The sequence below is a fragment of the Selenobaculum gibii genome, assembly GCF_030273445.1.
GTDB lineage: Bacteria > Bacillota > Negativicutes > ICN-92133 > ICN-92133 > Selenobaculum > Selenobaculum gibii.
Genome location: NZ_CP120678.1, coordinates 148,944 through 175,562 on the forward strand (window position 1 = coordinate 148,944; position 26,619 = coordinate 175,562).

Here is a 26,619-nt window from a genome sequence, read left to right on the forward strand (position 1 = left end):
TCCCTGAAAAAATAGTGAGACTCGCAAAGATTGGTGTGAGGGCATACTTACTTATTTTTTGTTGCATAAATTCACTTCCTGATGCTTAAGACTCTTTTTTTCCGTAGTATAGGAGATTGCCTTTACAGGGCAACTTTCTATACATTGTTTGCAAGTAATACAATGGTGCGCATGGTGATGGAGCATATTTTTTTGTATCTGGAGTGCGCCCATTGGACATCGATCTACGCATTTACCGCATTGAATGCAATGTGAATGGTTAATTTTAAGACGCAATACAAAAGAAAATTTAGAGCCAAGCCAATGAATGAGATTTTGTGCTGCGCCGACAGGACAAATAAAATTACAGAAGCCACGTCCTCCTCTGGTAAATAAGCCAAACAAACCGAGCCAGAGAATAGCAGTGAAAAGAACAGAAGAGGATAAAACGGTTCTTTCCCCCATAAAGATGTAAAAAATACCCGCTTCGATTAAGCGATAATTACAAAATGCACAAGCTAAATACCCACCAATCAATGGGGATAATAGAAACCCGATAAGTATTCCATAGCGAACGGGTGCGGGATCAATATAACGCGTCCAATTGATTTGAATTTTATGAGGGATTAGCTGGCTTAAATATTCACCTAGCGCACCTGCAATACATAGACGACCACAAAAAAATGGACCAAGGAAAAATGCGGAAGAGATAAATAAAAACATTGTAATTGTTTCTATTGTAAACTGTTCAAAAATTCGGCCGCGCCAAATATGTTCAAGGGGAATACGCAAACAAAAATCATGAATATCCGCATAATTTGTTTTACCCAATAGATAAAATAAAAATTTTTGATAAAGTGCAAACGGAGCATAAAAAAGAACGAGTCCAATTAGATAGCCGATAAACCTTTTCATTTCAAATATCACTATCCTTTTATATTAGAAGGAATAGTTGACGCTCAACGTATAGGTTCTTCCGCTTGTTGCTTCGCTTGCATAGAATTTACGGTCTAATAAATTTTGAATTCCAAACTGTAAATCGATTTGATCTGTTGCTTTGTAGTTTAGATAAGTATTCATTAGGAAGAAGGCATCTTCTGAACCATATTCCCCTGTATCAGCATCGGGGCTTTGTCTTTCACTGACATATTGTGCATCGAGTCCCCAATTTGCTTTCCCATAAGTATAATCTATTCCTGTATGCAATAAATGTCTTGGGATATCCCAATTGCGGGTCGTTTGGTCGTTAGATTCGTTTTCGCCGCGTTCGTAAGTGTAATTAAAATAAGAAGACCAATTGTCATTTAGTTTATGTTTTAATTCAAGTTCAACACCTTTGGCTGTGGCGTTATCAAGATTATAATAAGCTTTGACACCATTTTTTGTAGCTAAGGCAATTTTATCTTTAGTTTTTACATGGAAGAGTGTAATTCCCAAGGAAGTATTATCGTCTAAGTCTCGTTTCATGCCAAGTTCAAAGGTATTTGAAGTTTCTGGCTCTAAATCTGGGTTTGCTTGTACGCTTGACATTGAAGTGCCGGCGCGGCGATATAGTTTGTAAATGCTTGGTGGGTTGAAGGAATGTCCATAGCTTGTGAAATAAGTGGTTCTATCGTCAGCCGTGTATTCAAAAGCAATTTTCGGACTTACTTCACTAAATGATTTACTAGGGAAATCCTGCCTACTATTGCCTGAAGCAAGATAAGAGTAGCCCCCTTCTTTTTTATATTGATCAAAACGCACGCCCGTATATACTTTCCACTGCTCAGACAAAGTGTATTGATCTTGGGCGAAAAGAGCAAGGGTATGGGTCGAGCCACTATTGATGCTGTTAAGCGAAGAAATAGAATTCCAATCGTTCCAATTGGTCAAGCCGTAAGAGGTATAAGTCATTTTTTCTTTCATCCAAGCGAAGCCGGCAATCACATTATGTTTATCAAATTCCCATGTTTTTTGGAAATCAAAATTATAATTTTTGCTTGGATAACTTGCCAAACTACCTTTCCCATCCCAATCAGTAGAGGTGGCGGATGAATCGGCAGAGCTATAGCCTTCTTTCTTCAAATCAGTCATACCAATGCCAATTTTAATTTGATTTTCATCATCACGGTAGTTTATTTTATGTATATCTTGTTCGCGTTCACCAATATAACCAAGGTAGTCGGAAGGCTTAATGGTTACATAGTTGCCATCTTGTGTAAGGATCGTTCCTTTGAATATCTGATTCCCAGCGCTATCGTAAATATAGCTAAAAGGATTGTTATAAGCGTAATTATAATTATTGTGTGTATAAGAGTATTTTACTGAACGATTATCGTCAATATCGTAGGTGAAGTCGACAAAATAATCTTCACTGATTTTCGATTTTTCACCGCGACCGCCAATCACATATTGTCCGCTTCCTAACGTTGGAAGGTCAGCGGTTGAAGAGGAAGAACCAGTAGTCTTTCCAGAGGCCGTTTTATAATAGCCGCGATATCCTTGCGTAGAGCGTTTTTGATAACCGATGTTAAAAGAAAGATCGTCATTGACTGCACCATCTATGTTTATGCCGCGCTTCCATGTATTGTTACTGCCATAAGATACGTTCATATCAACATTCGTTTCGCCAGTGGATTCTTTGGGAATAATATTGATAACACCGGCAACAGCATGACCACCATAGAGTGATGATCCGGCACCTCTAACGATTTCGATGCGTTCGATTTTATTTAGCGGAATGGAATCCCAGGCGATACTACCGTCAAAAGCGGAGTTAATTTGTTGACCGTCATATAAAACAAGAATATCTTGACCGCTAAATCCACGCAGTGATAAGCCGTTTTTCGTTTCCGCCGTTGGTGATAAATAAAAACCAACTTCGTTTTGCAGTGCCTCGCGTGCGCTAAAAATTTGTTTCTTTTCTAAATCTTTGGTAGTGATTACAGTAACATTTGCCGGAACATTTTTTATGCTTTCACTTGTTCGTGTTGCTGTAACAATCACAGTATCTAATGAATATTCATCCAATTCCTCCGTTGGTGCAGCTTGAACTGTCGTAGATAATGTAAGTGCTGTTAAAATCATAATCGCTATGTTTTTCTTTCTCATTTGGAAATCTCCTTGTGTTGTTAATTTTGCCTCTTACCGTAGAAAAATAACGAAATATTAAGAGGGCAAAACAGCGAAAAAATAGATGCTAATGAATAAAAAAACTTCTTCTGCGTAAAACCACAGAAGAAGTTATATTTTTAAACAGAAAAAATACTGCCCTAAAAATTCCCTCCCTATCGCTCGTAGGTCAACGGTAATTGTTAAGCAGGCAGTTCTCCTGGCTCTAGTTCATCGCTTATCCAAGCCTTCCCAAAGCATACGCTTCAGTGACATCATATGGATTTGCTCCCTATTACAGTGGCGGGACCGCATCGGTATTGCACCGATTTCCCTATTAAGCCCTAAACGGGCACCTTGCTCCTAAATATTCGATTGCTAAATACAATTGCATATTATATCATAAATAATCATAATGTCTAGTAAAAAATAGAATTTTTATATTTTATGTAGTAATCTATAGGCATAAAAAATGCTTGGAGGGGTATAGATGAAAAATCTTTTTTGCTAAAAGTTGTAGTAGATATTTGTATGTTTACTGTGTTTCCGATAACGGCGTATGCGGGAATAATGATTGAGATTGATGGTATTAAAGCGTATTTGCCAAGCGATGTATTGTAATAACTTTGCGATTTTATCAGCTTGGGAGCAGGGAAAAGCAAAGGTTGCATAAGAGAGATGAATTTTCACTGTGGAAATAAATGTTTAGTAAATAAATTCTAGAGGAAAATAGTTAGGGAAGAACGAAGTGTAATTAAAGTAGCAAAATTTATTTTAATGGAGGATTCGATGTCAGAACGATTGACTTTGCATGATGTACTTAGGGAATATGGAGTTCCTTTGATTCGCTTGGATGTGACTGCGGGCCAAGAGGAAACGTTGGCGCTAAGAGAACGATTAATGGCGATTCGTAATGTGAGTGGAGGAAAAGAACAAGGATACTTGGAAGTGAACTGTTCTTTTTATATTGATGTTCACGATATTGATCGTTATTTGTCAGGTGAATTACCAACATTATCAGAAATTTATGCATTTCCAGAAGATATTAAAGCGCATCAGGAGGAATAAGATGAAATTTTGTAGAGTATTTGCTATTTTGTTGTTATGTTTTTTTAGTGTTTATACAGTGAGTTATGCAGCGATTGGTGGGAGTAAAATAAAAATGTCTGCACCAAAAACTACGCAAAAAGCACCAGTGAATAAAACTCAGCCACAAAAGGATGGCTATAAAGAATCAGCGCCAGCAAACAGTTATAGTGATAAAGCACCTGCGGCAAACTCGAAAGCGCAAAGCAGTGCAGTAAATAGCGCTGCAACGAAATCAGCTTCACCATTTGGTGGAATGATGCGTAATATAGGGATATTCGCTGGTGGTATGATGCTTGGCAGCATGTTAGGAAGCATGTTTGGCATGAATGGTTTTATGTCAGATATTATGGGCTTGATGCTTAATGTACTTATTTTTGGTGGCGTAATTTTGTTAGGAAAAACACTTTGGGATAAGTTTAAAAGCAGAAAAAATGAAGACGAGAATGTATATAATCGTCGTCGTTAAAAAATAAGATAAGGGCTGTTGCCTGCGAAAAATTTCGCTAGTGCAACAGCCCTTTTATCTATTTTATTTTGCCTGTTGCATTAAATTTTTTAGGGGAAGCAGTTTCAATAAAATTAAAGTAATGATAAGCTCTGGGAATAGATAGCTGGCATTAAAAATAAAAGCGTAAAAATAGGGGGAAGTTCCTTCGGGCGCATAAGAGGCAAAAAAGACAATACCAGAGATGAAATGACAAATAAACCGACCTATAATAGCAAGCGTAGTACTGAGAAAAAGGCGATTAGGGAAGTATCCTGCAAGGCCAATTGCCATATAAGGAAGCGGATAGTCAAATAATACTTGTACAGGATGTAAAATATAAGGGTTAAAGAGAAGGTTGATTACGCCATAAAGGAATCCTGCGAGGAATCCAATTCCTGGACCATAGCAAAATGCGAGAAATAGAAGTGGAACCATTGAGCCAAGCGTAATACTTCCTCCTTGTGGCATATGATAAATTCGAATTTGATGCAAAATAAAGGCGAGAGAAATCATAAGGCCCATATGGGTAATTAATTTTGGCGTTAATTGTATCTTTTTTATGCGAAAAAGAGCAAAAAGTAATATGGCAATGCCTAACAAGGCGAAAATACTCGTTGGATGGGAAGCAAGCTCCAAAAAATTTTTAAACAAAAGAACATCTCCTTACATTTCAAATATAAAGCAATCGTTGAGTTCAGAATCAACTAGTATCTAGCATACTACGGGGGAAATTTTTTTGCAATTTAGCATAAAAATTACCGGTTATGCTGTTGTTTTTAAAGAAAGGATTGAATTGGGATTAAATAGGTGTTATGCTGGAATGGAGTAAAGTGACGTTTATATAATTAATAGGGAGAGATCGTAGATGAAAAAAATAATTTTTGGAATTTTTATTGTTCTTGGGTTATTGCTTAATTTTTCAACTGAACGGGAAGTTTTTGCGGCGCAGCAACCAAATAATATGGATGCGAAGCAATACCTAATGGATTTACATAAGGATTTTTATGCTGAAAATTTAACCGCGCATATTTTAATTAATGCAGAGACTCCAATGGGAAATCTGAATCTTGATATGAATGTTATTGGAAAGAGCTCGGAACCAATTGTATATAAAGTTACGAATAAAATGACATTTCAAATGCTTGGTCAAACAGCAAATGAAGTTCAGGTGATGCAGTATGCTCAACAAAAGGGAAATGACCTGGAAGTGTATACGTTAGACAATAAAAAATGGTACAAACAAAAATTTAAAAATTTTAAAGGAACGTCATCGGAAAAAGAGCTTATGGAGATGCAACTGGCTCTAATTAAATCAGTATCGATTCAATATGAAACGGAAGATTCGTTAGATGCCGAATATATTTTCGATTTTTCCCCAATTGGTGAATTCATTGAAAGTTCATTATCAGAGGATAAGGACGTATTTAAAAATGAAGCAGATAAAAAACAATTTATTAGTGTTTGTAAAACCGTAATGAATCAAATAGGTGAAATGCCATATAAGGAGCACCTTGATAAAAAGAACAAATCTATTACTACAACGTTAGATTTTTCTGACACAGTAAGAAGATCGGCAGATGCAATTATGGATCAGTTCCCAGAAATGAAATTAAGGGACAGAGTTGCAGTTAAACAATTTTTAGATGCCTCTACAATCACAATGAATACTGAAATAAAACCTATGGATGGTAATGAAGAAATAAAAGTACCTGAAGAAGCGATAAAAAATGCAGAAGAGATGAAACTCGATAAATCAGGTAAAGTAAAAAAATAAAAAGAGAATAAAACGATAAGGCTACCTCAAAAGGAAATATTTCCATCTGAGGTAGTCTTCTTTTTTTATTAGATCAAGACGGATTACTTGGAAAGTAAAAGAGTACGGTCGAACAAAAATAAAAGAGGTATATTAACTAGGAGTTAATATAAAATAATATAATGAAAGGTGTTACTTTATATTTGGGCGTAAACGAAAGAATGAGGTAGAAAGATGAAAAAGTTTATACAGTTGATATTAATTAGCTTAGTAATAATCGTCGCTACACAGATGATCGGATGTGCAAAAGAAGAAGTTAATCGAAATGCTGCTAAGCGTGATATAAGAGCAGTTTGGATTAGCACGGTTTTTAATTTGGATTGGCCGTCAACGAAAGGGGATATAAATGCGCAAAAAGAAGAATTTATAAAGATTCTGGATGATGTTAGTTCACTTGGATTTAATACGGTGATTGTACAAGTAAGACCAAAAGGAGATGCGTTATATCAATCGAAGATAAATCCATGGTCAGAGGTTCTCACTGGTATACAGGGACAAGACCCGGGGTATGATCCGCTAGAATTTATGATAAAAGAAGCGCATCAAAGAAATCTTGAAATTCATGCGTGGCTAAATCCCTATCGAGTGACGAGTTTGCCCGCGGAAAATGATCAATTAGCACCTAATAACTTTGCTGTGCAGCATCCACAATGGGTAATTGAATACGATAATAAACTCTACTATAATCCTGGAATTCCTGAAGTAAGACATTATATTGTAGATACTGTAAAAGAAATTGTAGAAAACTATGATATAGATGGTATACATTTTGATGATTATTTTTATCCAAAAAAAAATATTGATGATAAGATTGCCTATGAGCAGTATGGCGAAGGAAAATCATTGGAAGCTTTTCGTATAGACAGTGTTAATCAATTAGTTGCAGAAGTAAGTCAAGCGATAAAACAAATAAAGCCTGAGGTTAAATTTGGTATTAGCCCGGCAGGAATATGGAAAAATAAAAGCAATGACGAAACTGGATCGGATACGGAAGGATATGAAAGCTATTATGAAATTTTTTGTGACACGCGAACATGGATACAGAATGAATGGATTGATTATGTAGTACCTCAGGTATATTGGACAACCGATAATAAAAACTCCAATTATGTTACCGTTGTAGAATGGTGGAACAATGAAGTAGCAGGAAAGAAAACACAGTTATACATTGGTGAAGGTATTTATAAGGATGAAATTGTCGCAGAACTTGCAGAGCAAATAAAGGTAAATGAAAAATATGACAACGTAAAGGGAAGTGTATATTTTACTTATAGTGATATAAGTAATAATAGAAATGGAGTTAGAGAAACATTAAAAGAACTCTATCGCCTTCCGGCAATTCCTTATTCTATGCCGTGGCTTAATGATAAAAAACCAAAGCCTGTGGAAGTAGCAATAAACGATAATGGGACAAGTAAAGCAATTACTATCTTTAATAATTATCAAGATGCAAAATATTATTTAATTTATCGATTTAATCAAGGGGAAAAGATGGACTTAACGAATCCTGCGAAAATAATTGCAAAGGTAAGAAACAATGAAGGGGAGTATGAAGAATATGTAGATAATAAAGACGGGGATTTTTATTATGCAATAACAGCTTTAAATAGAAATCATATTGAAAGCAACCCAACGGTTAAGTTAAAAAAATAATAGAAAAGTTACAGGAGAAGAGGACATTGCATTAATTAAGTCGCGTGATGTCCTCTTTTCGCTTAAAATTTATTTTTAGTTTAGATTTTTGGAGCTTTTAGTTTGTTTTTTACATAATGTCTAACGCAAAGGCGAACTTTTGTGGTAATCTATAATTATATGGATATAGGGAGAGATGAATGGATGTCTATTGGTTATACATATGTAAGTGAGGAAGAATGTCCGATTTGTTGTTATTCTATGCCTGTAACGAAGTTACGCTCTAGAATGATAAAAATAAAACAAGATAGCGATTTTTGTGCGTATTATAAGGATTTTAATCCTTATTATTATACGATTTGGATTTGTCCGCATTGTGGTTATGCATCAGATACTAATCATTTTAAAGAGATAAAAGAGCGGGAAAAAGATAGAGTTGCCGAATTTTTAATGGCGCGCCAGATTCGCATTCCGCATACTGAGTTCAGAACGCGGGAACAGGCGATCACCGCTTTTAAATTGGCGATTTATATAGCGGATTTAGCAAAAGCTCCGGCGAGCCGAATGGCTGGGTTATATTTAAAATTGGCATGGCTCTATCGAGAGGTTGAAGATAAAGAAAATGAAAATCAATTGTTAGAATTAGCATTAAAAGCCTATGATCGTGCCTTAATTACAGAGCGTTTTCCTATTGGAAGTTTGACGGATAATGCGGTAATTTACCTTATTGGCGATTTGCATAGAAGACTTGGTGAAATCGAGAAGGCTACGCAGTATCTAAGCAGGATTATTGGAGACAAAACAGCCCGCAGTGAATATAAGATTTATAAACTGGCGCGTGATGTTTGGCAGGATATGAGAGACGAAAAGGGATAGAGTATTAACCAAAATAAGTAAATGGAATAAAAAGTATGATTGCGGTATAATATAGTGTACGTTTAATCATTACACTATAAATATAGAGGTGAAGAAGATGGATATGCCAGTTGATTTACCTTCATCATGGATAAGTCAAATTGATTTAAGTGCTATATCAGGTAAAGTAGCTGATTTTACACCCGTAATTAAGGTAATAAAAGATACTTGGAATAAACAAACTTTAGAAGGACTAAGGGAAGGAAAAGTAGCTGTATCAGATGAATTGCTCAATGAATCTCTAGCTCGAAGTATTGAAAATAATGAAAATATATCCGATTTGCAAGTGACTTCCATTGGCGATAAAAAAATAAAAATTAAGGCGAATACTGCTCATCTCGGCAGAGTCGAAATGACATGCCGCATTGATCGATTTGAACATAATAAAGATAATTCAACTGTCCAATTTACAGTGGTGAAAAAGAAATTACCCGATAAGGGATTTTTATCATTTTTTGTCTCGCAGTTTAGTTTATCTATGATGGAGAATTTTGTTGGGAAAATGGATTTGGGAGAAGAAATCCCGATGCAGATAAAAGGCAATACGGTAACGCTTGATTTAAAGAATGTATTGGCTGGGTCTGACTTTGGGAAAAGCGAACTATATGGGTACAAGCTGATTGATACGATAGAAATTCAAGAAGCCGTGCCCCAAGACGGTTATATAGAATTTAAGACTTCTCTAAATATGCCTGAATCTGTAGAAAATGCAATAAAGAATATTTTAAAATAATGCAATAAGGAGGGATTTTTTTGAGGAAAAGCTTTACAAAAATCTTAATGGTGGCTGCCTGTTGTTTAGGCATCATGATGCCAGATGCACTTGCAAACGGGAAAATTCTTTTTGTACCACACGATAATCGTCCGATTTCATTTGAGCAAACATCTGATACTGTAAAAATGACGGAGATAGAAATCGTAAATGCACCAAATGAATTTGTCGGTAATCGCGAAATGCTGGGTAAGCCAGATGAATTATGGCAATGGGTTTTTGCAAATGCTAAAGGTGCCGATGCAGTTGTGTTATCTTCGGATGCATTACTCTATGGGAGTTTAGTCGGTTCGAGAAAACATAATATCGACGAAACTGTGATTTTAAATCGAGTAGATAATTTCATAAAATTGAAACAAGAAAATCCGAATCTTGAGATTTATGCTTTTGGATCCATTATGCGTACGCCACGTGCATCTGGCAGTGAAGAGCCAGAATATTATGCGAAGTATGGACCCAGCATTTTTCAATACACGGCATTGCTAGATAAAAAAGAATGTGTAGGGTTATCTCGTAAAGAAACGAAAGAACTGGCTAAATTAGAAAAATCTATTCCACAAGATGCTATAGAGGATTGGATGGCAAGACGTTCTAAAAACTTTGCCGCTAACTCAAAAATGATACATTTAACAAAAGATGGTGTTTTTCGCTACTTAGCACTAGGAAGAGATGATAATGCACCGTTTTCACAAACCCATAAAGAAAGTCGTCAATTAGATGCATTAGCACAAGGCTTGTCTATTAGTCAATTTCAAACTTTATCGGGTATTGATGAAATGGCAATGGTTATGTTGACGAGAGCGATTAATGATGAAACCTGGAATGTTCCATTGGTAGCTGTTCGTTACGCAGATGGTGTAGGAGGAGCGACTATACCAACTTATTCTGATGAAGCAATTGAGACTTCTATTCATTCACATTTATTCGCTGCAGGAGCGATTCCGGTCTTAACGCCTGATCGCGCCGATTTAGTCTTAATGGTGAACACCAATGTAGATGGCAAAACAGGAGAAGCGAATTTCCCAACGAATACTGTACAGCCAAAATCAAATACAGAAAGCTTTGTTCAAGAGGTGAAAGAGTATTTGAGTGCAGGTTATCCAGTGGCAATCGCAGATATTGCCTATGCAAACGGTGCGGATAATTCTTTGATGGCAGCGCTTGAAAAAGAAGAACTACTCGATAAAATTGTTGCATATTCAGGTTGGAATACAGCAAATAACAGTGCAGGGTTTGTGATTGGGCAAGGGATTCTCAGTGATAAAATGACACTTGAGGGACGCCATCGCTTATTGGCTGTTCGTCTACTTGATGACTGGGCATATCAAGCGAATATAAGACAAGTCCTTGCAGGAGAAATTGCGACTATGCAAGGTGGCAATTATAGCAATTTGGACGAACTTCAAGGCTTTGTAACAAAGCGTGCAGATGAAGAAATGAACGTATTTGCGAAAGAGCATTTAAAAGATTTCTCAATAAAAAAAGTAAATGTCGATTTCCCTTGGAATCGCATGTTTGAAGCAGGGGTAGAAGTACAATAAAACATCTGAAAAAAATGGTGTTGCTGAAAGAGCAACACCATTTTTGTATTATAAGAAAATTAATTAAAATTATGCTGCGATATCAACGTTTTTGCCAAGACCGGAGTCCGAATCAAGCTGGCTGTCAATATATCCGTGTCCGCATACTGGGCAGACGGCACTATAGATACGAATACTTTTTCTCACAAGCTCGGTACCTTTAGTCGTTTTTACTTCATCCTCAACGCGATAATTATCAGCAGTAGGATCAATCGGTGTAGAAGTCTGATTAAATCCGATCGGTTTTATTGGTGAAGCCGTAGCTAAAGTCTGATTGGATACACCATGAAATTTACGGGCATTACAGGCCAAACAATCTTCTGTGACATTGGATTTTTTAGGCGCAATCATTGGAATCGGGAGTTCTTTATCAGCGGTTTCATTATTAAAACGATTTGAAAATTCCACGGTATAAGCTGGCCCAAAAGAAGGCACAGAATCGCCTGAGCCTAAATTTTCAGCAATAGGAATGATATAAGGAACGCTACCAGAACTTGCTATACTTGATATTTTCATAAGAATCCACTCCTTCTTACATGTTGGTAATGAATTTTAGAAAACGCACGCACAATTGTTATATTTACCTAATTTTATTTTAACAATTTATGCAAGACAAGTCGATAAAAAATTGTGTGGTGAAGGGATTTTTGTGAAAGAAATGTACTGATATAATACACGCGACTATAAATAGTATATATAAATAAAAAGATATTGGTTATTTTTATTTATATATACCATTTATTTAAACATGAATAAATAAAAATAAGATAAAAAATTAGTACATTAGTCCTTTTTAGACAAAATTTTCAATATAGAAACTATATAATGACTAAGGGAATATAAGCCGATTTATCATATAGAAGGGATTTTGGTAATGAAAAATAAAATCTGTAGAATTTTGGCGATTGGTGTGCCAAGTTTGCTATTGGCGAATGTGGTGTTGGCGGGACCATCATCAGAAATGGAAGCAAAACAAGCAGCGGTGCTAAAACAGCAAGAAAACCGGATGTCAGAAAAACAAGCGCAAGCTGATGCTCAAAATCGTACCTCGAAGGATTTTATCAGCTTACAAGAGGGGCAAGAAAATCTAGCGAAAATTCAATTGCCAGAAGAAACGCCAAGTTTTTTTATTGAGCATATGGAACTAAAAGGAGAATATGCTGAAAAATTCTATTGGGCACAAGAATATCTCAATCAATACGCAAATCAACGCATTGGCGTACAAGGGATCAATTTACTTATTGCGAAACTAAATGAAGCTTTTGTGGATAAAGGATATGTTACTACAAGGGTATTTGTCTCAGAACAGGATTTATCTACAGGAAAGCTTACCTTATCTTTGCAAGCAGGAACCATTGGGAAAATTTATTTTAAACCTGGGACTTGGGGAACCTGGGTCAACGCTTTTCCGGTTCATCATGGAGATGTACTCAACATTCGAGATATCGAACAAGGGTTAGAACAAATGAAGCGACTAGCTTCTCAAGATGTTGATATCAGTATTGAACCAGGCGAAAAGGATGGCGAAAGCAATATCGCCTTAAAAGTTTCGCGCAGTAAAAACTGGCACGGCGTTTTATCCTTTGACGACTCAGGAGCAAAGGAAACAGGAAAGCTACAAGCGACTACCTCTTTATCATTAGATAATATATTTTCAATCAATGACCTATTTTATCTGTCCTTTGGCAAAGATGCCAATTCAGAAGATACGAGAAAAGGAACAAAATCACATAACTTATATTACTCACTTCCGTTAGGAAAAGAGACGCTTACACTGAGTCAATCGGATTATGAATATCATCAAACAGTAGAAACCACTTTACTTCCCTTTTTATCTTCGGGGAAGATGACCAATACGCAGATTCGGTTAAATCATAATTATTATCGTGATCAGACACGAAAAAGCGATATTGAAATTGGCGTTGTACAGAAAAAACGGCGAAGCTATATCGACGGAACAGAAATTGGTGTGCAACGTCAAAAGACGACAGCGCTAGAGCTTGGGGTTTTGCAAAGGCAATACTTTGGTGAAAGTGTAATGGACTTTGCAATGTACTATCGAAAAGGCGTGCCGTGGTTTAGTGCACAGCCAGGTATTACTGATGGGATGTACGAACAGCCAACAACACGATACAGCATGTATACGATGGATTTTAATTTTGCTACACCATTAAAATTTGGCAATGCAAAAGGCAAATATAATCTTAACATTCGTGGACAAAGCACGAAAGATTATTTATACAGTTCAGAATTTTTTAGCATTGGTGGACGTTATAGCGTTCGCGGTTTTGATGGCGAACAATCTTTATCAGCAGAAAATGGGATGGTGATTCGCAATGAATTCGTATTTCCTATTGCAGCCAAACATAATTTTTATGCTGCCATAGATTATGGGAAAGTGCAGGGGCCATCTGCTGAGTATCTTACTGGTAGTGAACTGGCTGGTGGAGCGATTGGCTTTAGAGGGGAGGCTGAGAATATAAAATATGATGTGTTTGTCGGTTGGCCAATAAAAAAACCAGATGGATTTACGACCGCACCAAAAACCTACGGTTTTCAAATAGTACATCAGTTTTAGGAGTGAGAAAAAGTAGTGAAAAAATACCAGGAGAGTCTAAAAAAGTTTATCGTCTACACGGTGATCTTATCACTGAACCTTTCAAACCTATGTTATGCAGCGGACATTGCAGTAGACCCCGAGTCAACGCATCAGACAAACGTAACAGAAGTTAATTCGACGCCAGTGATTAATATCGCAAAACCAAATGAAAATGGAGTATCACATAATCAATATTTAGATTTTAACATCGGTGCAAATGGACTTATTTTAAATAATAATGCAGCAAATACAGCATATAATTCACAACTTGCTGGGTTAATTAATCAAAATCCAAATTTAAATGGAAGTTCAGCATCCATTATATTAAATGAAATTACGGGAAATCACATATCGAATTTACAAGGCATGCTAGAGATTGCCGGAACTAAAGCCAATGTCATTATTGCAAATCCAAATGGCATTATGGGGAATGGTTTCGGCTTTATTAATGCCGATAGGGCAACACTCGTTACAGGGACGCCTAATATAGTCAATGGAAATCTAGAAAGCTTTACTGTAGCAGGTGGCAATGTAACGATCGCAGGACAAGGGACTGGAAATCATTTGGATGCTGATGGCAGACAAATGTATGAACCAGTTTCAAAATTAGATATACTTACGCGTGCAGCGAATATCAATGCTGAAATTTGGGCAAAGGATGAAATCAATGTAGTTACAGGAACCAACCAGATTGACTATGACGATTTAACTGCAAAACCGTTAACTTCAGAAGGTGATAAGCCGGCAATTGCATTAGATATTGCCGCTGTAGGTGGGATGTATGCGAACAAAATTAAGCTCATCGGAACAGAAAAAGGGCTTGGATATCATATTGGCGGCGATGTTCATAGCGGACAGAGCCTTTATATAAATAATGAAGGAAAAATTGCCTTTGTTAAAAATCAAAATGAAATAACGAATGCTGAAGGGGAACAAGAGAAATCTATCACTACGATAGATTCCGAAGGAACTATCGACATTCACAGCAAAGATGAAATCACTAACAATACAATGATTTTAGCACGTGACCAGTTTACGATGAATGCTGACAAGGATATTTCAAATAGTGGAATACTTCAAGCTGGCGCGCCATATCAAGAAGACGAGGAAGATGATGAATCTCCTCAGCTTGTCAATCAAGCAGATTTAATGATAACAAGTGGCGAAAATATTACGACGATAGGAACCATGGAGGCTAGTAGGAATGTAAAACTAAAAGGGAAGACAGTCACCTATAATGAGTTTAATGTTCAAGGCGTTAATGTAGAGGTTATTGAAACTGAACCCAAAACTCCTGAGCCAGGGCATGAATTAGAGCCAAAGCCTAAACCAGATCCAGAGAAAAATATCGTTGAAATTACGCAGCCAGACCTGCCGGATTTATCTGCAATAAGTACGCCGATAAAACCAGCGGAAACGGTAGAAGTTCCCAAAATGGACAATCTACCACTAACTGCGGATGCAAGTGCCAGTGTACTTTATCGCCCTATTCTTGATACTGCACCAAATGGCATTCCTTTGGTACAGATTGCTGAGGTAAATCAAAACGGTGTATCACGCAATCTTTATACCGATTTTAATATTAATCAGCAGGGGCTTATCTTAAACAATGCAACTAAATATGAATTGACACAACTCGGTGGCTATATAGATAGAAATGGCCGACTTGCCGGTAATGGCGCAAGAATTATTCTCAATGAAGTTACAACAACAAAGCCGACTTCCCTAAATGGTTTCCTTGAAGTAGCCGGAAATCGTGCAAGTGTAGTGATTGCCAATCCCAATGGGATTACAGTAAATGGCTTTGGCTGTATCAATACTGCAAATGCAACCCTAGCCTCGGCAAATGTGATGAATTGGCAAAATGGCAACATTACCTTTGCCGTGCCTCGTAATTACTTTACGGTTGAAGGACAGGGCATTAATGCTGGAGCAAATACGAATTTATCCATCATTGGTGATAATTTAAATGTAAACCAATCTGAAATTTGGGCAAATAAAATACAGCTTTCAGCAGATGGACGAATCACCAATACAGGAAAAATTTCTGCAAATGATGATGTAGAAATCAAGGCAGAGAATTTGCTCAACCATGAAAATGGCTTTATTACAGCACAAAAAGATATACAGGTTGAGGTAAAGGAAGATGTAAATCAAAACCAAGCAAGTTTGAATGCCACGGGTAATCTGACGATACATGCTACGAATTTGGCGAACCAAGCCAATAGTATGATGAGCAGTGGCAAGGATATGTCGCTTTCTTTAAACAACGCGATTGAAAATAATCAATCTACGATTAAAAGCGATCAAGATATTGATGTACATACAAAATTTATGGTGAATAAAGCAGGTGCGTTGCAATCTGCAAATAAAGATTTGACCATTAAGTCCGATAAAATAAATAACAGTCAATCTGCGATTCTAGCCAATCAAGCAATGACGATTACTGCTAGCGAACTCAAAAACCAAACCAATGGCTATATCGCAAGTGATGGGAATCTAGAGATTGATGCAAAAAATGTGACCAATCAGACTGCCACGATAAAAACGAAAGCAGATTTATCGCTTGTGGGAGATATGGTAGATAATAAAACGCATGCATTGATTTACGCAGACGGTTCTTCCGACTATACGCTTCAAAATAGCTTGACAAATACTGAATCTGCAATAAGCAGTAAAGAAAATCTTAACTTCAAAGCAGCCAATATTACCAATCAAAGTCAAGCAATGCTGGAAAGTGGTAAAAATTTAACTCTTTCGGCAGAGCAGACGGTAATCAACGATGCAGCTGCGATGACAAGTGCGGCAAAGACAGAGATTTCGGCACAAAATATTTATCATAGGAATCAAAGCGGAATCTACGCGGATGGTCTAAAACTGACAGCGAAGGAAGATATTCAAAATACAGATTCCTTGCTGGTTAGCAACCAAGAGGCAGAGTTAACGGCAAAAAATATCAGCAATACAGAGGATGCGGTGCTTTTTGCCAATGGAGATATTCATCTAACAGCTGAGCAAAATATCTTAAATCAATCCTCTGATATAGAAAGCAAAAAAGATATTACGATTCAAGCGCAGCAATTAACCAATGAAAAAAAGGTCTTTGAAACGGATTGGGATGTCACCAATCAAATCATTTCCTATGGAATTCCACATTGGGGAGGAGACTACTACAACGCGATTCGAACCTTTAACCGCAACATTCATACAGGCGTAATTAAAGCTGAAACCGCAGAAGGCAATATTTTAGCAGATGGCAATATTAATATTCAATCAAATGTGATCAACCATTATAGCAAAGTTGTTGCTGGACAAGACCTCAATATAAGCGGAAATCACGTAGAAAACTATGGGTATCAAGGAACGATCGTCATTGCTGACCGCGGAAACGACGTGCAATACTGGAGATATAAGCATCATGGGAAACATCATATTCACTGTCACATGGTATATGGAAGTACAACTATTCCATATAGCTATGATGAAATACAAGAAGAACCAATTGCCAGACTTGGCATACTTGGGGGAAATAACAAAGTAACGATTCAGGCAAATACAATTGACAATAAAACGTATAATGCCGGCAAAGAAGAAATTACTTATAAAACCACCGAAAAAAATCCGCTCAATATTTCCTCCGTTACCCTAACCGATGGAACAACAAAATTAAAGTTAAATACCGATATCATCAAACTGACACAAGGGCAAAATGCAGTCAATCAAATGCAAGACCTTGTACTCAATACAAAAATCTTTACTATCAATGAAGATCCAAGTGCAAAATACCTCATTGAAACCAATGAGAAATTTGCCAACTATCAAAAATTCCTCTCCAGTGACTATCTACTGAACCGAGTAAAAAGTGACCCGGCAAAAGTTGCAAAACGATTAGGCGATGGTTACTATGAACAAACACTCGTCACCGAACAAATTACGAACTTGACAGGTAGAAAATATCTTAGCGGTTATACCAGTGACCTAGAACAATACAAAGCCCTGATGGAAAACGGTGCAGTTGCAGCGGAAAAACTCAATTTAACGATTGGGATAGCACTAACGCCAGAGCAAGTTGCAGCCCTTACCAGTGATATGGTATGGCTAGTTGAAACAGAGGTAAATGGACAAACCGTATTAGTGCCGCAAATCTATCTAGCAAGTATAAAAGCGCAAGATTTAACAAAAGACGGCGCATTAATCACCGGCGGAGAAATTGAGCTCTATGCAAAAGATACTTTAACGAATATCGGAACAATTCAAGCCGATAAAACCACGTTAATCAAAGCCGGTAACCTTACGAATCAGACAGGACAAATCAAAGGACAAGACATCAACCTAGAAATTGACGATACCTTTGCTAACTTAAGCGGAAACGTAGTAGCAAAAGACAATATCAAAATAACGGCAAAAGATATCATCAACCAAACGCAAACAAAAGAAACGAACTACCGAGAACTAAATCAAACAGAGTTAAGCGAAACAGCGACGATTACCGCACAAACAGGCAATGTAGAATTAATTGCCACAAACGATATCAAGAACCAAAGCGGCAAGCTAAGTGCAGGCAAAGACCTAAGCTTAAGTGCAGGCAATAACGTAGAAATGACAGCCGTAGCAAAAGAAAAACACGTTGCAGTCGTCTATGACAAATCCAGTGCACAAATCGACGAAATAAATCACCTGCAAAGTCAATTAAATGCTGAAAACATCAATATCCAGGCAGGCAAAGATATAAAACTAAACGCTGTAGACGCAAACGCCCAGCAAAATATTACGACGACTGCCAGGAACAATATTGAAATTACAGCGGCAAAAGACCTGAATATCCTAGACGTAGACGCAGGAAATAAAGGCGAACACTATACGCGTGACCGAGCGGTAGATGAAACAGTGAAAGGCAGTAACTTTGACGCAGGACAAAATATTCAAATTACAGCAGGACAAGACGTAAGCATCAAAGGCAGCCAAATCACCAGTGAACAAGGAAAAACAAAAATCCAAGCGCAAAATGATGTCACGATAGAAAATGAAACCGAATACCATGAAAAACTACACGAAGAACATAGAACAAAAGTTGGCGTACTTGCAACTACCACAACAAAAATCTACGACTACCAAAACATCAACCAAGTCAAAGAAAGCTATGTAAACGGCAACGAAGTAGAAATTCAAACAGGTAAAGATACAAATATCACAGCATCTATCGTAGCAGCAGACAAAGAGATCAACGTAAAAGCCGGCGAAAATATCAATATCAATTCTGCTAGCGAAACAAGCCAAAGTGAATACAAAAAAGAAGTGAAAAAATCGGGAATCTTTGGCAGTGGTGGACTTGGCTTTACGATTGGCAGTCAAAAACAAAAAGACTCCTATGACAATCAAGCAGTAGAACAAGTTGGCTCAACCATTGGTAGCATCGGAGGTAACGTAAACCTAGAAAGCGGCAAAGATGTAGATATCAAAGCCAGCGAAGTAATCGCCGGTAAAGACATCAACATCACCGGAGAAAACGTAACCATCGAAAATGGTGACAATGACTACAATGCACAAGAAAAACACGAATTCAAACAAAGCGGATTGACGGTATCACTAGAAAGTAGCACGCTTAATACCTATAAAGGCGTTGTAAACTCAATAGATCGAGCAACTAAAGTAGAAGACGATCGACTAAAAGCCCTTTATGTATACAAAGCAAAACGAGATTATGATGAAATAAAAGAAAAGCAAAAAGTAGAAACAGCACAACAAGAGAAACAAGCTGAACAAGCAGAAAAAGATAAACAAAATCAAGCAAAACAAGGAACCGAAGTAAACGATCAAACGCAAACTACCAATAATAATCCTACGGCTACGGGAGGAGAAGCGAATGAAGCGAAAAAGCCACCAGAAAAAAGTGACTTATCAATTAATATCAGCCTAGGAACAAGTAAATCCGAAAGCCAATCACAAAGTCATACAACACTAGCACAAGCAAGCACAATATCAGCAGGAGAAAACGTAAATATAAAAGCTACAGCTGGAGATATCAAAGTTAAAGGAAGCGAAATAACAGGAGAAAATATAACCCTAGAAGCAAAAGGCAACCTAGATATCCAAGCAAGTGCAAACAAAAATACCAGCAATACCGACAGTAAAAGCAGTTCAGCTAGTATAGGCGTAAGTATAAACCTAGGTGATGGAAGTATTGGAGCTATAGGTGTAAGTGCAAGCAAAGCAACAGGGAAAATCAAAGAAAACGCCGAAACCTATAACCAAAGTACAATCACAGCCCAAGACACACTCACCACAAAATCCGGACAAGACACCAATATTATAGGAAGTAAACTTGAAGGCGAAACCATAAAAATGGAAGTCGGCAAAGATTTAAACATCGAAAGCCTTCAAGAAAAAGAAACCTATGATGAAAAGAACAAATCAGCAAGCATCAGCATAAGTGCAGGAAGCATAAATGGCTCAGCAAGCCAAGGCAAAACCAACTCCAACTACGAAAGTGTAACAGACCAAGCCGGTATCCACGCAGGACAAGGTGGATTTGACATCGAAGTAGGCAAAAACACCGACCTAAAAGGAGCGGTAATAGCAAGTGAAGCTACGCCAGATAAAAATAAATTATCAACAGATACGCTAACCTACTCAGATATAGAAAATAAAGCAGAATATAGTGCAAATAGTATAGGGGTTAATATAAATACAGACAAAAATGCAAAACTAAACGAAAAAGGAATCACCCCAAATATAGGAACACCAGCCAAAGGAGAAGCAGAATCCACAACAAAATCCGCAATAGCAGAAGGAACAATAGAAATAAGGAGCAATCCAAACCAAGACCTAAGTGGATTAAGCAGAGACACCCAAAATGCACTAAACGAACTAGGAAAGATATTTGACAAGAAAAAAGTAGAAGAACAACAAGAACTAGCAAACCTATTTGGGCAAATTGCATTTGAAGCAGTAGGAGACCTAGCTAGAAAAAAACAAGATGAAGCTGAGCTGACAAAAATATTAGCAGAAAAATATAAAGAATTAGCAGAAAAAGACCATGTTGCAGGAAACATAGAAAAAGCAGAAAAAGAAGAAAAATTAGCACAACAATATAAGCAAAAAAATGAGCAATTAGCCTCATGGTGTGAAGGCGGAGTGAATATTACAGCGATTCATGCTTTAGTAGGAGGATTAGCAGCCCAATTAGGAGGCGGTTCATTTACCACAGGTGCAACTGGAGCAACAAGTGCAGAAATCAGTAGAAATTTAGTAAAAGATTTATCTCCAGATGCGCAACAATGGGCAAGTGTAATTATTGGAGGAGCAGCCGCAAAAGTTGTAGGAAGCAATGCTCAAGTTGGAGCATCTACGGCACTATCGGGAACAGTAAATAACGACCTAGCCCATAAGATAACTGGAATTACAAAAGGCATATTAAATGGAGTAGAAGAAGATGCAAAAGGGCTAATTGATTTTGTAACTAATTATCAAAAAACAATAGAAAATTTAAAAGATACAGCAAATGCAATATATGATTTAGGGAAAGAGCAAGGATTTAGGGCAGTATTTGCAGAAATAGGTAATGCAATAAGTGGAGACTGGGTAAATAAATACGATACTATTGAAAATGAATATATCAATGGAATGATAGATGAAAACACCTATGACTATCGAATTGGTATGTTAGCAGGAGAAGTAACCTATTTTATTGCGAGTACAGTAGCAGAACCAGAAAAACTAGCGGTAAATCCAAAAATATTAACAAAAGTAGCAAAACTAAGTAAAGTACAAAAATTATCAGAATTTACTTTAGACCCAGTAATCGTAACAGCAAAAAGAATAGAGGGGTCGAGTAATGCTACTAATTTTACGAAGAATCAGGTTGATAAGCTGGTAAACGACATAGGTGGTTCAATTAAGAATAATCCTTTGCGCCAAGAGTACGAAAATGCAGTTAATGGCCTTAAGTCTATGGAAACGGAACTTCGAAGCCAGGGACTTAGTGAGGAGAGCATTGCAAAAAGTCTGTATCAAGCACGTAGAGATTTAGGAGTTACCTATAAGGATGCAACTCCGACAGAGTTAAGACAATACATCTATGAAGTAAACACAAACAGATATGGTGATGCCCTTGGGCCATCTTTTGAATCGTTAGCAGAGAAATATAAAGGTGACTACTCGAAAATTATTGAAGCGGCACAAAGACCTAATCCCAATGTAGATAATCTTTTAGGAGGATTTAAGGAATGGCTATTGAAGAAAAACGGACTGTAGAGCCTATTTACATTAAAAATCATGATGAGTATAATTTTGTTTGTGAATATTTTCCGTCCCTAGGTAAGTTTGAAGAAAAAAGTCGAAATGAAATTGGTAATGTAGAATTTATTAAAGGGTACTATGTAAAAAATAAGAATGATATAATAGGGCTGTTTTCGTCTAAAACGGGGCCGATTATATTTAGAAATTCAAAACAATATTTGCTTAAACCTGGGAAATGCAAAATGGAGATTTCTGAGCAAATCGACGATATCATGATTTTCCGCTTAGTAATCAATGGCGTAGAAGCATTTAGCGTTGAGTATGAAAAACCAAAATTCGTGAATTTTGACCCGTGGTCTGATGAGGAAATGGTCGACTTTTACCTTTGGTTAACTAATGGGCAAAGTGAAGAAAATTTCTATAATTTCTTTACGGAAAAATAGAGAGCATCAAATCGAACTTAGCTGACTACATTATTTATGTTGAACTTACTAAAAAAGAAATAAATTTTGGAGGTTTTGCAAATAAATATTGATAATAATGGAATGTCGGCAACTAAATGTATAGAATATAGCCTGCATAATAATAGTTCTGCAGTCAGTCATCTAGGAAGCTCCTAGCGTAGTGGCAGTACCGTCGGTAGCATCAATGACGCAACGTTCCTACGAGGGAGAAACCGAACAGAAATAACGAGGTCAGTGGACGTAAGGGTCTGTTGACAAAAGGGTAGTAGAGAATAAAAAAATCTCTACTACCCTTAATATTTTTATATTTAATAGTAAGTCTAAAACCAATACGGTTTATCAGAAATCAATCAAAATGACTTAGACTCATTACTACCACAAAACGGACAACTACCTCCATAACCATTGCCAGAGCAGTTGCCACAATATATCCCACCACATTCCTTACATTTTTGTAATGCTCCTAACAAACATACAAGGTGACGGTTCTTTTTGTCTAAAATTTAAATTCAGTAGCACTAAATAATTCTGCAAAAACAGAAACAAAGGAGGTTGCGGTACGATGTTTCAATCGTTACTGACAACCTCCTTTGTGAAAATATCAAAGCACCCGGACAAGACACCAACATCATCGGCAGTAAACTCGAAGGCGAAACCATAAAAATGGAAGTCGGCAAAGATTTAAACATCGAAAGCCTTCAAGAAAAAGAAACCTATGATGAAAAGAACAAATCAGCAAGCATCAGCATAAGTGCAGGAAGCATAAATGGCTCAGCAAGCCAAGGCAAAACCAACTCCAACTACGAAAGTGTAACAGACCAAGCCGGTATCCACGCAGGACAAGGTGGATTTGACATCGAAGTAGGCAAAAACACCGACCTAAAAGGAGCGGTAATAGCAAGTGAAGCTACGCCAGATAAAAATAAATTATCAACAGATACGCTAACCTACTCAGATATAGAAAATAAAGCAGAATATAGTGCAAATAGTATAGGGGTTAATATAAATACAGACAAAAATGCAAAACTAAACGAAAAAGGAATCACCCCAAATATAGGAACACCAGCCAAAGGAGAAGCAGAATCCACAACAAAATCCGCAATAGCAGAAGGAACAATAGAAATAAGGAGCAATCCAAACCAAGACCTAAGTGGACTAAGCAGAGACACCCAAAATGCACTAAACGAACTAGGAAAAATCTTCGACAAGAAAAAAGTAGAAGAACAACAAGAGCTAGCAAACCTATTTGGGCAAATTGCATTTGAAGAAGTACATAAAATCTCATATAGAGCCAAAGACGCAGCACAAAAAGAATTAGACAAAGCAAAAGACATAGGGGACGGTTCTTTTTGTCTTGAAAAAGCTGTTTTGGTATGATAATCTAAAAGAAAAAGGAGAGGATAATTATGCCAAGACAGCAAAGAGATAGAAGTAATACAGGATATTATCACATAATGATAAGAGGCAATGACAAAAAAGATATATTCATAGATGAACAAGATAAAATCTACTTTATAGAAATACTAAAAACTAAAAAAGAAGAAAATAGATACGGACTAATAGCCTTTTGTATAATGGATAATCATGCCCATTTAATACTACAAGAAAAAGAAGAAGACATAGCTAATATTATGAAACGAATAAATATTAGCTATGTCTTTTACTTTAATAAAAAATATAAAAGAATAGGACACCTATTTCAAGATAGATATAAAAGTCAAAAAATAGAAGAAGATAGTTACTTATTAATGGCAACAAGATACATACATCAAAACCCCGTTAAAGCAGGAATAGTAAATAAAGCCGAACAATATAAATGGAGCAGTTATAAAGCATATATAGGAAAAGATGAAGACTTGGCAAAAGAAATAGATAAAGGGCTAGTATTAGGAATACTAGCAGAAAATAAAAGCGAGGCAATAAAAGAATTAGAAAAATTCACAAATATGGATGGAAATGATATATTTATTGATATAGATGTAAAGGCAAATAGGATGGAAGAAAATCAAGCAATGAAATTATGGGATGAGCTTAATGAAAAAGAAAACCCATTAGAAGAAAAGTTAAAAACATTTAGAGCAGAAACAAATTTGCCACTAAGAAAATTAGCAGAAATAACAGGTATTAATGATGAAGTAACTATGCGTATGATTCCGCCCAAAAGATAGGAGGAATATAGATGGACTATAAAAAAGTTTTTAGTTGCAAATTTAAAGGTATTATTGAAAAATACGCTATGAAATGTGAATTTCTAGATGAAAATCAGTTTGCGATTATAGGAAAAGAATTTGCTCTAATATTTACGATACACTTAGGAAGGGTTTTTGTTCGCTATATCATGCCCGGTAAGGGAGGAGAACTTGAAGTGTATAATTTTGATTTATTTATAACTGAAAAATTTGGTGATGATGATAGAGCCGGCATACAAAAGGCAACAACACCTGAAGAAATGGTATTAAATGAAATAACGGTTCTAACTAGGGGATTAATAAATCATTGGAATGACCTATTAGAGGGAAAGAAAAATTGGATAGAGGAATATTACTTAAGATTTGGTGTTAGTGGAGAGCCATATAAAGCTCATAAAACAATTGCTGGGAAAATAGGTCACTTAATACAAAGGTGACAGTACTCTTTATCTAAAAACTTAATAGCTAAATGAAAAATCAGAGGAGATAGGAATCTATTTTCTCTGATTTTTTAAAACAGTTCTGCAACCCTAAAAGCGCAAGATTTAACAAAAGACGGCGCATTAATCACCGGCGGAGAAATTGAACTCTATGCAAAAGATACTTTAAGGAATATCGGAACAATTCAAGCCGATAAAAAAGACATAGGTGACGGTTCTTTTTGTCTCGAATTTAATAGTTAAATGAAAAATCAGAGGAGATAGAGTACTATTTCCTCTGATTTTTTCAAACTGTTCTATAAGGATCGGAATAGGTGGAATAAGTGGAATCAATGCAGGCTATAACAAAGCCAACGGCGAAGTAAAAGAAAACGCAGAAACACACGTAGCAAGCACAATCACAGCAAAAGATACACTTGCCACAAAATCCGGACAAGACACCAACATCATCGGCAGTAAACTCGAAGGCGAAACCATGCATATAATTTAGTACCTATGAATTCTACGCTAAATAGGAGTGAATATAAATCGCTGGAAAATACTTGGAAGAGTGCCTTGCAGGAAGGAAAAGATGTTACAGTTGAAGTGAAACCAATATATGATGGAGCTTCTGTTCGACCTTCGCAATTCGGGGTTGATTATACTATTAATGGTGAAAAGTTTAGAGTTGAGTTAACTAATTACAAGGAGTAAAAATATGAAAACTGAAAGAATGGAAGAGTTATACCGTGAAATAGCTAATATTTTAAATAATATGGTACCCGAAGAATGGCAAAAAATACATGTGTATGCAGAGGTAAGGGAAGGTTATGCCAGTGTGTTCTTTTACTACTATCCAATTGGGGTTAATACTCCAATGTATTCTTTAGATATAACAGATAGATTTATTGTCAACGATGAATATTTTTCGGGTCTTGATCATCAACTTTATGATGCCTTTAGAAAACTTCTATCAGAATTTAAATTGCAAGAGCAACAAGCATGGACCAATTTAACATTAACATTGTATTCTGATGGGAACTTTAAAATTAACTATGAATATGATGACGTTGCGCAAATAAGTCCTGTAGAAAAAAAAGAAAAATGGAAAATTAAATATTTGAATTTGTAATAGGTAAGGTGACGGTTATTGTGAAAATAACACCGGAAAAAGGGAACAAAAAAGTAACCTAACGAAAAATAGGCAAAAATTAAGTATATGTTATTGAGCTATATTAAAATTAGCTATTATTTAGTGGTGGCGATGATTACAAAATACAAAGGTGACGGTACTCTTTGTCTAAAACTTAATAGCTAAATGAAAAATCAGAGGAAGCCCTATTTCCTCTGATT

The 26,619-nt window shown here is 36.5% G+C and carries 20 protein-coding genes and 1 riboswitch; of the genes, 16 read left to right on the forward strand and 4 right to left on the reverse strand.

The window, feature by feature from the left end:
• Positions 1 to 51: 51 nt before the first annotated feature.
• Together P3F81_RS00650 and P3F81_RS00655 are read right to left on the reverse strand one after the other, a co-directional pair.
• Positions 52 to 894 (reverse strand): 4Fe-4S binding protein, encoded by an 843-nt coding sequence (locus tag P3F81_RS00650; RefSeq protein WP_147667332.1) that lies wholly within the window; start codon positions 892 to 894, stop codon positions 52 to 54.
• A 24-nt stretch (positions 895 to 918) separates the two neighbouring features.
• A complete protein-coding gene (locus P3F81_RS00655; RefSeq protein ID WP_147667330.1) occupies positions 919 to 3,069 on the reverse strand; it encodes a TonB-dependent receptor in 2,151 nt (716 codons plus the stop codon).
• 193 nt (positions 3,070 to 3,262) lie between these two features.
• A riboswitch (cobalamin riboswitch) is annotated at positions 3,263 to 3,445 on the reverse strand.
• Positions 3,446 to 3,858: 413 nt separating this feature from the next.
• Between P3F81_RS00655 and P3F81_RS00660 the strand changes: the two genes are divergently transcribed.
• On the forward strand, positions 3,859 to 4,137 hold the full coding sequence (locus tag P3F81_RS00660) for a hypothetical protein (protein WP_147667328.1): 279 nt from the start codon (positions 3,859 to 3,861) through the stop codon (positions 4,135 to 4,137).
• Position 4,138: 1 nt separating this feature from the next.
• Positions 4,139 to 4,624: a DUF2076 domain-containing protein gene (locus P3F81_RS00665; RefSeq protein ID WP_147667326.1), complete on the forward strand. Its 486-nt coding sequence runs from the start codon at positions 4,139 to 4,141 to the stop codon at positions 4,622 to 4,624.
• A gap of 63 nt (positions 4,625 to 4,687) precedes the next feature.
• Here P3F81_RS00665 and thiT read toward each other — a convergent pair whose 3' ends face one another.
• Positions 4,688 to 5,296, reverse strand: coding sequence for an energy-coupled thiamine transporter ThiT (gene thiT / locus P3F81_RS00670; RefSeq protein ID WP_147667324.1), 609 nt, complete (start codon positions 5,294 to 5,296; stop codon positions 4,688 to 4,690).
• A gap of 214 nt (positions 5,297 to 5,510) precedes the next feature.
• Between thiT and P3F81_RS00675 the strand changes: the two genes are divergently transcribed.
• The 5 genes from P3F81_RS00675 (at position 5,511) to P3F81_RS00695 (ending at position 11,318) form a co-directional block, all read left to right on the forward strand.
• Positions 5,511 to 6,419, forward strand: a complete 909-nt coding sequence (locus P3F81_RS00675) for a hypothetical protein (protein ID WP_147667322.1) — start codon at positions 5,511 to 5,513, stop codon at positions 6,417 to 6,419.
• Positions 6,420 to 6,632: 213 nt separating this feature from the next.
• Positions 6,633 to 8,111: a glycoside hydrolase family 10-like protein gene (locus tag P3F81_RS00680; RefSeq protein WP_147667320.1), complete on the forward strand. Its 1,479-nt coding sequence runs from the start codon at positions 6,633 to 6,635 to the stop codon at positions 8,109 to 8,111.
• A 183-nt stretch (positions 8,112 to 8,294) separates the two neighbouring features.
• Positions 8,295 to 8,966: a DUF2225 domain-containing protein gene (locus P3F81_RS00685; RefSeq protein WP_147667318.1), complete on the forward strand. Its 672-nt coding sequence runs from the start codon at positions 8,295 to 8,297 to the stop codon at positions 8,964 to 8,966.
• 97 nt (positions 8,967 to 9,063) lie between these two features.
• A complete protein-coding gene (locus P3F81_RS00690; protein ID WP_147667316.1) occupies positions 9,064 to 9,738 on the forward strand; it encodes a hypothetical protein in 675 nt (224 codons plus the stop codon).
• Positions 9,739 to 9,758: 20 nt separating this feature from the next.
• The gene (locus P3F81_RS00695; protein ID WP_309320529.1) at positions 9,759 to 11,318 is read left to right on the forward strand and encodes a DUF4127 family protein; all 1,560 of its coding nucleotides are present in this window, start codon (positions 9,759 to 9,761) and stop codon (positions 11,316 to 11,318) included.
• Between the two features lie 69 nt (positions 11,319 to 11,387).
• On the opposite strand, the gene P3F81_RS00700 is transcribed toward P3F81_RS00695, so the two are convergent.
• Positions 11,388 to 11,873: a hypothetical protein gene (locus tag P3F81_RS00700; RefSeq protein ID WP_147667314.1), complete on the reverse strand. Its 486-nt coding sequence runs from the start codon at positions 11,871 to 11,873 to the stop codon at positions 11,388 to 11,390.
• Positions 11,874 to 12,231: 358 nt separating this feature from the next.
• Here P3F81_RS00700 and P3F81_RS00705 point away from each other — a divergent pair, with 358 nt between their 5' ends.
• The 9 genes from P3F81_RS00705 (at position 12,232) to P3F81_RS00735 (ending at position 26,398) form a co-directional block, all read left to right on the forward strand.
• The gene (locus P3F81_RS00705) at positions 12,232 to 13,935 is read left to right on the forward strand and encodes a ShlB/FhaC/HecB family hemolysin secretion/activation protein (protein ID WP_147667312.1); all 1,704 of its coding nucleotides are present in this window, start codon (positions 12,232 to 12,234) and stop codon (positions 13,933 to 13,935) included.
• A gap of 15 nt (positions 13,936 to 13,950) precedes the next feature.
• Positions 13,951 to 22,209: a two-partner secretion domain-containing protein gene (locus tag P3F81_RS00710; protein ID WP_147667309.1), complete on the forward strand. Its 8,259-nt coding sequence runs from the start codon at positions 13,951 to 13,953 to the stop codon at positions 22,207 to 22,209.
• Entirely contained in the window at positions 22,182 to 22,637 is a 456-nt protein-coding gene (locus P3F81_RS00715) for a hypothetical protein (RefSeq protein ID WP_147667307.1), read from the forward strand. The genes P3F81_RS00710 and P3F81_RS00715 overlap by 28 nt, the downstream gene beginning before the upstream one ends.
• Positions 22,638 to 23,210: 573 nt before the next feature.
• Positions 23,211 to 24,035, forward strand: coding sequence for a hemagglutinin repeat-containing protein (locus tag P3F81_RS00720; RefSeq protein ID WP_309320530.1), 825 nt, complete (start codon positions 23,211 to 23,213; stop codon positions 24,033 to 24,035).
• Between the two features lie 29 nt (positions 24,036 to 24,064).
• Positions 24,065 to 24,826: an REP-associated tyrosine transposase gene (locus tag P3F81_RS00725; protein WP_147667303.1), complete on the forward strand. Its 762-nt coding sequence runs from the start codon at positions 24,065 to 24,067 to the stop codon at positions 24,824 to 24,826.
• A gap of 11 nt (positions 24,827 to 24,837) precedes the next feature.
• Complete coding sequence (locus P3F81_RS00730; RefSeq protein ID WP_147667301.1) at positions 24,838 to 25,284, forward strand: hypothetical protein; 447 nt, start codon at positions 24,838 to 24,840, stop codon at positions 25,282 to 25,284.
• Between the two features lie 307 nt (positions 25,285 to 25,591).
• Positions 25,592 to 25,777 carry a hemagglutinin repeat-containing protein gene (locus tag P3F81_RS12865; protein ID WP_350339380.1) on the forward strand — a complete coding sequence of 62 codons (186 nt, stop codon included), beginning with the start codon at positions 25,592 to 25,594 and terminating at the stop codon, positions 25,775 to 25,777.
• A gap of 5 nt (positions 25,778 to 25,782) precedes the next feature.
• On the forward strand, positions 25,783 to 25,980 hold the full coding sequence (locus P3F81_RS12870) for a DNA/RNA non-specific endonuclease (RefSeq protein WP_147667299.1): 198 nt from the start codon (positions 25,783 to 25,785) through the stop codon (positions 25,978 to 25,980).
• Between the two features lie 4 nt (positions 25,981 to 25,984).
• Complete coding sequence (locus tag P3F81_RS00735; protein ID WP_147667297.1) at positions 25,985 to 26,398, forward strand: immunity protein YezG family protein; 414 nt, start codon at positions 25,985 to 25,987, stop codon at positions 26,396 to 26,398.
• Positions 26,399 to 26,619 lie beyond the last annotated feature (221 nt).